The sequence below is a fragment of the Myxococcus sp. AB036A genome, assembly GCF_006547355.1.
Lineage (GTDB): Bacteria > Myxococcota > Myxococcia > Myxococcales > Myxococcaceae > Myxococcus > Myxococcus virescens.
In genome coordinates this window covers 35,549-44,554 of record NZ_VHLC01000074.1, presented here as the reverse complement: position 1 = coordinate 44,554, position 9,006 = coordinate 35,549, and the positions used below count along the sequence as shown (strand labels likewise).

Annotated in this window: 6 protein-coding genes; 3 read left to right on the top strand and 3 right to left on the bottom strand. The window is 70.6% G+C overall.

Translation table 11 applies throughout. From position 1 onward, the window contains the following. Positions 1-60: 60 nt before the first annotated feature. Genes FL344_RS26365 through FL344_RS26355 form a run of 3 tightly spaced genes read right to left on the bottom strand, consistent with a single transcriptional unit; the run spans position 61 to position 3,675 of the window. A complete protein-coding gene (locus tag FL344_RS26365; RefSeq protein WP_011552916.1) occupies positions 61-270 on the bottom strand; it encodes a mersacidin/lichenicidin family type 2 lantibiotic in 210 nt (69 codons plus the stop codon). Between the two features lie 31 nt (positions 271-301). Then, complete coding sequence (locus tag FL344_RS26360; RefSeq protein ID WP_141591823.1) at positions 302-514, bottom strand: mersacidin/lichenicidin family type 2 lantibiotic; 213 nt, start codon at positions 512-514, stop codon at positions 302-304. Continuing rightward, the gene (locus tag FL344_RS26355; protein ID WP_228565383.1) at positions 511-3,675 is read right to left on the bottom strand and encodes a type 2 lanthipeptide synthetase LanM family protein; all 3,165 of its coding nucleotides are present in this window, start codon (positions 3,673-3,675) and stop codon (positions 511-513) included. Before FL344_RS26355 ends, FL344_RS26360 begins: the two co-directional genes overlap by 4 nt. A gap of 286 nt (positions 3,676-3,961) precedes the next feature. Here FL344_RS26355 and FL344_RS26350 point away from each other — a divergent pair, with 286 nt between their 5' ends. The 3 genes from FL344_RS26350 to FL344_RS26340 all read left to right on the top strand — a co-directional run bounded on the left by FL344_RS26350 (position 3,962) and on the right by FL344_RS26340 (position 8,998). Beyond that, a complete protein-coding gene (locus FL344_RS26350) occupies positions 3,962-4,138 on the top strand; it encodes a hypothetical protein (protein ID WP_153881187.1) in 177 nt (58 codons plus the stop codon). 91 nt (positions 4,139-4,229) lie between these two features. After that, positions 4,230-7,181 carry a DEAD/DEAH box helicase gene (locus FL344_RS26345; protein ID WP_141620459.1) on the top strand — a complete coding sequence of 984 codons (2,952 nt, stop codon included), beginning with the start codon at positions 4,230-4,232 and terminating at the stop codon, positions 7,179-7,181. After that, positions 7,178-8,998: a DUF885 family protein gene (locus tag FL344_RS26340; RefSeq protein ID WP_141620458.1), complete on the top strand. Its 1,821-nt coding sequence runs from the start codon at positions 7,178-7,180 to the stop codon at positions 8,996-8,998. Before FL344_RS26345 ends, FL344_RS26340 begins: the two co-directional genes overlap by 4 nt. The last annotated feature ends 8 nt before the right edge of the window (positions 8,999-9,006 follow it).

Sequence of the window (9,006 nt, the reverse complement as noted above, 5' to 3'; positions counted from 1 at the left end):
CGTTAGCGCAGGGGGTGGGGGACTGGCCCGGGACTGAACCAGTCCCCCGCTGGGCTTTCGCTACATGCACACGTAGGGCGGGCACGGCGTGCAGTAGTAGCTGCCGAACTGCTCGCAGCTGTCCGCACCCGAGATGCTCTCCAGGACCTCGTCGCTCAACTCCAGCTCGGCGGCGGGGTTGGCGGGCAGGGCCGCGCGCTCCTCTGACGACAGGCTGTTGAAGTACTCGGGGTCACGCCACGCACGGAGGATGTGTTCCTTCTTGCTCATGTCTGCTCCTGGATAGGAAAGGGGGGACGAATCAGAGACAGTGCCGCGGCGGGCACGGCGTGCACTGGGCGCTGGACTGGCCGGGCAGGCAGAAGTCGCCGCCGGTGATGACCTCCAGGAGGTCGTCCCCCAACTCCAGTTCGGCGGCGGGGTTGGCGGGCAGGGCCGCGCGCTCCTCCGACGACAGGCTGTTGAAGTACTCGGGGTCACGCCATGCACGGAGGATGTGTTCCTTCTTGCTCATGACAGCTCCTGGTTGCGGCTGGAGGGACGGCCATCCGGGGTGCCCAGCCCTTCACCTCGGACGATTCGTGGCGGCGCGACCGTCAGCAGCGAGGGCAACCGCTCCGGCATGGCCAGCCGCGCCAGTCCGTAGGCGATGCCTGCCAGGCCCACCATCATGCCCGGCGTCTCCGTGCTGCCTTGCAGGCCGAAGAGGTAGCCGTGTTCGGAGATTCCGCGCAGGATGCCGCCCGCCACCGCGTTCGTGCGCTCCTGGAGCTTCGAGTCCCCGAGCGTGGCCGCCGCTTCCAACAGGAAGTCCGCGTTGCCCAGGTCTCCGTGGCACAGACCGTGGTTGCGGCCGAACCCCCTCGCCAGGGTGGAGTCCAGCGCGATGGCAATCTCCTCGCGCACCCCTGCGTCGTCCACGAAGGGCAGCCCAGACAGTCGCGCCAGGCCAATGCCGGGGGCGCCGGTGCACCATGCCCAGAGGAAGTGTTCCGTCCCCTCCGCCGCCGCCGCCAGTTCCTTCGCGCCCGCGCGCAGGTCGGGCCAGTTGCGCTCCTCGGGCGTGTAGAGCCCGCGCTCGTACTCCATGCCCGCCACCGCGGCGTCACGCAGGCGCGTATCGCCCGCCCGTGCGAACAGCCGCAGCAGCGCCAGGCTGATGCCGGCGGCTCCGTGCGCCATGCCCGCGAGGTAACGATTTCCGGCGGCTTCGCAGAGCCAGGCCGCGCCTCGGGCCTGGGGCGTGGACGTCTCCAGCAGCCGCTGGCCGCAGGCGTCCACCGTGGCCCACAACGTGTCTGACGGGCGGTGCTCACCGAGCACCAGCAGCGCCAGGAGGCAGCCCGCGGCGCCCGCGCCCACGTCCAGCACCGTGTCCTTCTCCACCAGGGGCCGCAGCCGCCGTACGTAACCCGCGGCCTCGTCCAGGAGCGCATCGTCCTTCCACAGCACGCCCAGGTGCGTCAGCGCGTAGAGGATGCCGCCCCAGCCATTGAGGATGCCCAGCCCCACCACGCTGGCGGGCTCCTCCGCCAGGAGTCGCGCCTGGGTGCGCAGCGTGGCCCGCGCCAGCCGCGTGAAGCGCGCGTCTTGCGTGACGTCCCCCAGGTAGCCCAGCGCGAGCGCGATGCCCGCGCGCCCCTGGAACACGTCCGGCCCCGGAGAACCGAGCCGCCAGCCGCCGTCTCCCGCATCCAGGCCAAGCCAATGCGCTTCGTCGCGGCGCTCGAAGGCCAATGGCAGCAGCCGTTCGCCCGCGCGTCGTGCTTCCGCGAGCAACGCGTCGCGGAGGCCGGGCTGGGTGTGCTCCTGGAAGGGATACGACGGACGCGCCACCGTCTGCGAGCTCAGCAGCAGGACATCCAGCGAGCGCTCCAGCACCCAGCGCTGCCGCGTCTGGTCCTCTGGCGACAGGCCCTCCAGCCGGCGGCGCACGCGCGCCATGCCCGTCTCCTGGAAGAAGTCCGGCAGGCGCTGGCCCGAGCCCGCCTCCAGGTCCTTCGAGTCGGCGCGCGCGGTGAAGTACGGCAGGTCTCCCCGCTCCAACTGCTCCGTCTCCAAAGGCACGAGCGTCGCGAAGTCCGGGGCAGGCACCACGACGCGCCACAGGTGATCGAAGAAGCGTTGGCGCTCGAGCCCATCCGTCAGCGCGTGCGGGTGGTAGCTCTCGAAGAGGAGCGCGCCGTACACCGCCGTGTTGCGGAAGAGGACGCGCATGGGCACGTGCGCGAAGGCGGCCAGCGGCCCGTCCTCGGCGAGCAGCGCCTCGCGGTGCTCCAGCAGCAGGCCGTACATGCGGGTGAAGCCGTCGGCCAGCGCGTCGCGGTAGTCCAGCACGGACGCGGTTTCGCCCTCCAAGCGTGGCAGGTTGTTGGACCCGGGCAGCTCCACCGGCCGCCGCTCGAAGCGCATCCGGTCCGTTCCTCGCTCCGTCGTCATCAAGTAGGCCTGCGGCGTGAGCTGACCTGCCCGAGCGCTCAGTCCGCTCAGGTCCACACCGGCCTTCTTTCGCGTGCCCCAGAACTGCTGCGGCAGCAGCCCGCTGCGGAGCACCGACACCGGCGGCGCCTCCACCGCGTGCTCGGAGTCTCGAAGCGTGCGCGTGCCCGACAGCGGGTGGAAGAGCGTCTCCGCGTCCACCAGCACCGGGTGCTCACCGGCGGCGATGAGGTTCTCGAAGTGCAGGTCCGTGCCGTCCAGCGCGTGCATCAGCGCGACGTAGGCGCCCTGGCGTTCGTAGAAGCGCCGGACCTCCTCCGCTGACGCGCACGGCGCGGGGTCCACGTACTCCATCCACCCGTACTCGCCTCGGTCCAACGCCTCCGCGCCCTTCATCGTGGGCGTGGCGCCGCGCGCGTTGAGCCATGTGAGGAGCTGCTGGAGCCCGGCCTCTGCTCCCAGGGAGCGCGGCTTGTAGACAATCCGCAGCCCGGACTCGAAGCGGAGGATGAAGACGCCCTGGCCGCCCCGGTGCGGGTCGGAGAAGCCGCCGCGTGCCTCCACCAGCGCGCCGGGGGACTGGCCCGCGTTGAACCGCTGCCAGAGCAGGGGCGCGTCCCGCGTCAACCGCTTCATCAGCCCCAGGCAGTTGGACTCCCACTCCGCGATGCGCAGCACGACGCAGCGGGCCAGCACCGGGTAGCGCTCCAGGATGTCCAGGGCGACCTGCGGCTGGCGCAGCCGCCTCGTGAAGTCCTGGAAGCGCGCTTCCGGGGTGTCTCCCGCGAGCAGGCCCTCCAACTGCGCGGCATGGAGCTCCACCACCATGGCACGGCCCAGGACTGGTGCCAGTACCTGGGGCAGGTGGCCCAGCATCGTGGAGACGACGACGCTCGGCTCCAGGTCGAGCCCAGGCGCGGCGTGCCTCAGGGGCTTCAGCGCGGCGGTGAGCTGCGTCACGGCGCGCGACACCAACGGCTCCACCAGCGGCAGGAAGGCTGAGCGGTCCGGGCCCTCCGTGCGCTCGGGCCAGGGGACGGGCGCGTGCGAGGGCTCCGCGTAGGTGTGCTCCAGCACCTGCACCCAGCCGGGGACTTCAGCAGGCAGGGTCCAAGGCGCCTCGGTGGGTATCTCCAGCAGCGTGAGCAGCTCCGCCTCGGTCAGCCCCGACGATTGCAGCCTGCGCTGCCACCAGTCCGCCTGTCCGAAGGGCTCCTGCTGACGCCATGCATCCAATCGCTTGCGCGCCGCAGCGGATGTGTCTTGTTGCGTCGTATTGGTTTTGAGAGTGAATTCGGCCCGCTCGGTGAGTGTGGTGGCCTGTGCCCAGCGTGCGAACCGGGACGGAGTGTTGGCTCCCGGCATCGCCTCGTCCTGCCTCTGCGTGATTTCCACGCGGTCCTCTCGTTTCCTGGGCAAAACCCGGTGAGCTGGCTTCGTTGGAGTAGCAGGGAGATGACTGTGATACAGGTAAGTCATTTCATCTTTGCCTGTCAATGCTGGGCGCCCGTGTTCGGCTGGCATGCAATCCAAGCGGGACGGTGGGAGTGATTTGTACGACGCGCTCATCATCGGCAGTGGCGCGGGCGGTGGGCCGCTGGCGTTGAAGTTTTCCCAAGCAGGGCTCCACGTACTGGCCCACAGCTTCCGGAGCGCGGACCCCATCGTCCGCCGCGTCCAGCCGGGGGATTTCGCCTGAGCCGGGGCAGGGAGAGGCCGCCTGCCACGCGACGGTGCGCGCTCATGGCCGTTGCGCGATGCATTGTCGGGGCGTAGGGAAGCAACGCCCCATGTCCGCCACCGCCCAACTGCTCGAAACCGTCCGGAAGGAAGCCAAGCCGGGAATCTGGTCCAACGGCGTGAACCTCGCCCGCTCCGGAGCCGTGGTGCTCCAGTCCCAGAAAGGGGGCGAGCTGGAGCTGAGGGTCCGCGCCAAGGGGCGCCCGGTCGCCCTCACGGTGGTCCTGTACCCGAACGACGACGCCTGGGAGTGCGACTGCCCCAGTCAGGTGGACCCCTGCGAGCACGTGGTGGCGGCGGCCATCTCCATCCAGCAAGCGGAGAAGCAGGAGACGCCCATGGAGACGGCGGCCACCCGCTGGGCCCGCGTCGTCTACCACTTCACCCGCGTGGACGGCGGCCTGGAGCTGCGCCGCTCCATCGTCCAGGTGGACGGCACGGAGACGCCGCTGGAGGGCAGCCTGACGTCGTTGATGGCCCGGCCCGCGGAGGCCGCGAAGCTCCAGGTGGAGAACGCGGACCTGCTGGCCGACCGCATCCTGGAGCAGCGGCGCACACGGGGCACCCTGGCGCCGGAGACGCTGGAGGCGGTGCTCAAGGTGCTGGAGTCGGCGCGCAACGTGCTGCTCGACGGGCGCCCGGTGGCGGTGTCCGACGAGCAGGTGCTGCCACGCGCGGTGGTGGAGGACCGCAGCGGCCAGATTGTGGTGACGGTGAGCAAGGACCCGCGCGTCCAGGAGGTGGTCAGTCCCGGGGTGGCGCTCGCGAGCGATACGCTGGTCCGCCTGGGCGAGACGGCCATGTCCGGCCCCTGGCTGCAGAACCTGCCCATCGTCCGCACGTACTCGGCGGACCACCTGGGTGACCTGACCTCCAAAATCATGCCCGAGCTGGGCCGCCGCCTGCCGGTGGAGGTCCGCAGCAAGCGGCTGCCGCGCCTGGACCGCGAGCTGAAGCCGCGCATCCTGCTGGAGCTGAACCAGCTCGACGCCGGCCTGTCCGTGCTACCCACGCTCGTCTACGGCGCGCCGCCGGTGGTGCGCATCGACAACGGGCGCATGGTGTACCTGCGCGGCGCGGTGCCGCTGCGCGACGAGGCCGCCGAGCAGCGCCTCATCCACCAGCTGCGCGACGAGCTGAACCTGGTGCCCGGCCGCCGGCTGACGGTGCAGGGCTCGGAGATGGTGCGCTGGGCGGACAAGCTGCGGCGTTGGCGCGGCGACCTCGCCGGTGACGCGGCGGGGCTGGTGAGCCCCGACGTCAAGCTGCGTCCGTCGCTCCACCTGGAGTCCAGCGTCACGGGGCAGGGCGTCCCCGACGTGCGCTTCCAGCTCTCCTTCCAGGTGGAGGGGGCCAAGGGCGAGGTCAAGGACGTGGACGCCGCCGCCGTCATCCGGGCGTGGACGGAGGGGCTGGGGCTGGTGCCTCTGGACGGTGGTGGCTGGGCGCCGCTGCCCCGGGCCTGGCTGGACAAGCACGGTCAGCGCGTGGCGGACCTGCTCAACGCGCGGCAGGAGGATGGGAAGGTCTCCAACCACGCGCTGCCGGAGCTCACCGCGCTGTGCGAGACGCTGGAGCAGCCGCCTCCGCCGGGCCTGGACCGGCTGGCGCCGCTCATCTCCGGCTTCGAGAAGCTGCCCCCGCCCGAGCTGCCCGCGGAGCTCAACGCCACGCTGCGCCAGTACCAGCTCCAGGGCGTCAGCTGGCTGGGCTTCCTGCGCGGCGCGGGGCTGGGCGGCATCCTGGCGGACGACATGGGTCTGGGGAAGACGCTCCAGACGATTTGCGCCCTGGGGCCCGGGTCGCTCGTGGTGTGCCCCACCAGCGTGCTGCCCAACTGGGCCGCGGAGCTGAAGCGCTTCCGCCCGTCGCTCAAGGTGTGCGTGTACCACGGGCCCGGCCGCGCGCTGGAGCCGTCCGCCGATGTGACGCTCACCACCTACGCCATCATGCGCCTGGACGCGGCGGTGCTCGGCGCGAAGACGTGGGACTCGCTGGTGCTGGACGAGGCGCAGGCCATCAAGAATCCGGACAGCCAGGTGGCGCGCGCGGCCTTCGGGCTCAAGGCGAACTTCCGGCTCGCGCTCAGCGGCACGCCGCTGGAGAACCGGCTGGAGGAGCTGTGGAGCCTCATGCACTTCACCAACCCGGGTCTGCTGGGGGGGCGCAAGCACTTCGAGGACAAGATTTCGCGGCCCATCTCCGAGGGCCGGCAGGACGCGGCCGAGGGGCTGCGGCGCCGCATCCGCCCCTTCGTGCTCCGGCGTCTGAAGCGGGACGTCGCGCCCGAGCTGCCGCCGCGCATCGAGTCCGTCATGCACGTGCAGATGGATGAGCGTGAGCGCTCCGTCTACGACGCGGTGATGGCGGCCACGCGCAAGGAAGTGGTGGCGCTGCTGAACGAGGGCGGCAGCGTGCTCAAGGCGCTGGAGGCCCTGCTGCGGCTGCGTCAGGCCGCGTGTCACCCCGCGCTCGTTCCGGGCCAGCGGGCCAACACGTCATCCAAGGTGGAGACGCTGGTGGACGCGCTGGAGACGGCCGTCTCGGAAGGCCACAAGGCGCTCGTCTTCTCGCAGTGGACGTCGCTGCTGGACCTCATCGAGCCGCGCCTGAAGGCGGCGGGCATCGGCTTCGGCCGGCTGGACGGCACCACGGCCAACCGCGGCGAAGTCACCGAGCGGTTCCAGTCCCAGGAGGGCGAGCCGGTGCTGCTCATGTCCCTCAAGGCGGGCGGCACGGGCCTCAACCTCACGGCGGCGGACCACGTCTTCCTGGTGGACCCGTGGTGGAACCCGGCGGCGGAGGCGCAGGCCGCGGACCGCGCCCACCGCATTGGCCAGGAGCGCACGGTGATGGTGTACCGGCTCGTGTCCCAGGGCACCGTGGAGGAGCGCATCCTGGGGCTCCAGGAGAAGAAGCGGGCCATCTTCGAGGCGGCCCTGAGCGAAGCCGCCGCCGCGACGGCCATCACCCGGGAAGACCTGCTCGAACTCTTCTCATGACGCGCGCAGTCCTTCTTTCCGCAGTGGGGTTCCTGACGATGCTTCCCGAATCCGCCGACGCCCGGCCCCAGGCCGCCGCCACGCTGCACGCGCTCATCCAGCAGGAGTGGCAGTACCAGTTGGAGCACAGCCCGACGTACGCGTCGGTGCAGGGCGACCGGCGCTGGAACGGCCGCTGGGATGACCTGAGCCTCGAGGCCATCGAGGCGGACCACCAGCACAACCTCCAGGTGCTCGCGAAGCTAAGGAAGGTGGACCGCAAGGCGCTCTCCGCCGCGGACCAGCTCAACTACGACCTGTTCCGCCGCGACTACGAGACGTGGGTGGAGGAGCACCGCTTCAAGACGTACCTGATGCCGGTGAACCACATGGGCGGCATCCCGGAGGGCATCAAACAGCCGCCGGGTGTGCAGACGGCCTACCAGCTCGCGGACAACCTGCGCTTCGAGACGGTGAAGGACTACGAGGACTGGGTGGCCCGGCTCCAGGGCTTCGGCACCTACGTGGACCAGGTGCTGGCGCTGCTGCGCGAGGGACTGCGTGAGAAGCGCATCCACCCCCAGGTCGTCCTCCAGCGGATTCCGCCGCAGGTGGCGAAGCAGTTCGTGGCGGACCCGGCGGACAGCGGCTTCTTCGCGCCGTTCCGCCGCTTCCCCAAGGGCATTGCCTCCGCGGAGCAGCAACGCCTGTCCGCGGCGGGCCGCGCGGCGATTTCGCAGGGCGTGCTCCCCGCGCTGAAGCGCTTCCACCAGTTCCTCACCGAGGAGTATGTCCCGAAGGGCACGGAGGCGGTGGGCATCTGGCAGCTGCCCGACGGCGCGGAGCTGTATGCCTTCCTCGCGCGCAAGTTCACCACCACCGGCCTGGGCGCGGAGGCGATTCACGCGCTCGGCCTGGCCGAGGTCCAGCGCCTGCGCGCGGAGATGGAGGCGGTGAAGGCGCAGGCGGGCTTCAAGGGCACGCTGGCGGAGTTCTTCCGCTTCCTGCGGACGGATGCGCGCTTCTATGCCCGGGACGGGGACGAGCTGCTGATGCGCTACCGGGCCTTGTCCAAGCGCATCGACCCGTCGCTGGTGCGGCTGTTCAAGACGCTGCCCCGGCAGCCCTATGGCGTGGAGCCGACGCCGGAGGCCATGGCTCCGGACGCGACCACCGGCTTCTATTACCCAGGGGCGTCGGATGGCTCGCGGCCGGGCACGTACCTGGTGAACCTGTACCGGCCAGAGACACGCCCCCTGTGGGAGATGGTGCCGCTCACGCTGCACGAAGCCGTGCCCGGTCACCATCTGCAGACGGCCCTGGCCGCCGAGCAGCCCGGCCTGCCCGAGTTCCGCCGCTACGGCTACTACGTGGCCTATGGCGAAGGCTGGGCGCTCTACTGCGAGACGCTGGGCGACGAGCTGGGGCTGTACACCAGCCCGTACGACAAGTTCGGCCAGCTGGCCTACGACATGTGGCGCGCGGTGCGGCTCGTCGTCGACACCGGCATGCACGTGAAGAAGTGGACGCGGCAGCAGGCGCTCGACTTCTTCATGGAGAACTCGCCGCGCCAGGAGCTGGACACCACCAACGAGATTGACCGCTACATCGCCTGGCCGGGGCAGGCGCTGGCGTACAAGGTAGGGCAGCTCAAGATTCGCGAGATGCGCACACGCGCGGAGCAGGCCCTGGGCCTGGGCTTCGACGTGCGCGAGTTCCACGACGTCGTGCTGCTCGACGGCTCCCTGCCGCTGGACATCCTCGAGGCGCGGGTGCAGGCCTGGGTCCAGGCGCGGCAGCGTGGGGCCGCCGCGCCCACGCCTCAGCGCGCGGACTGAGGCGCGCG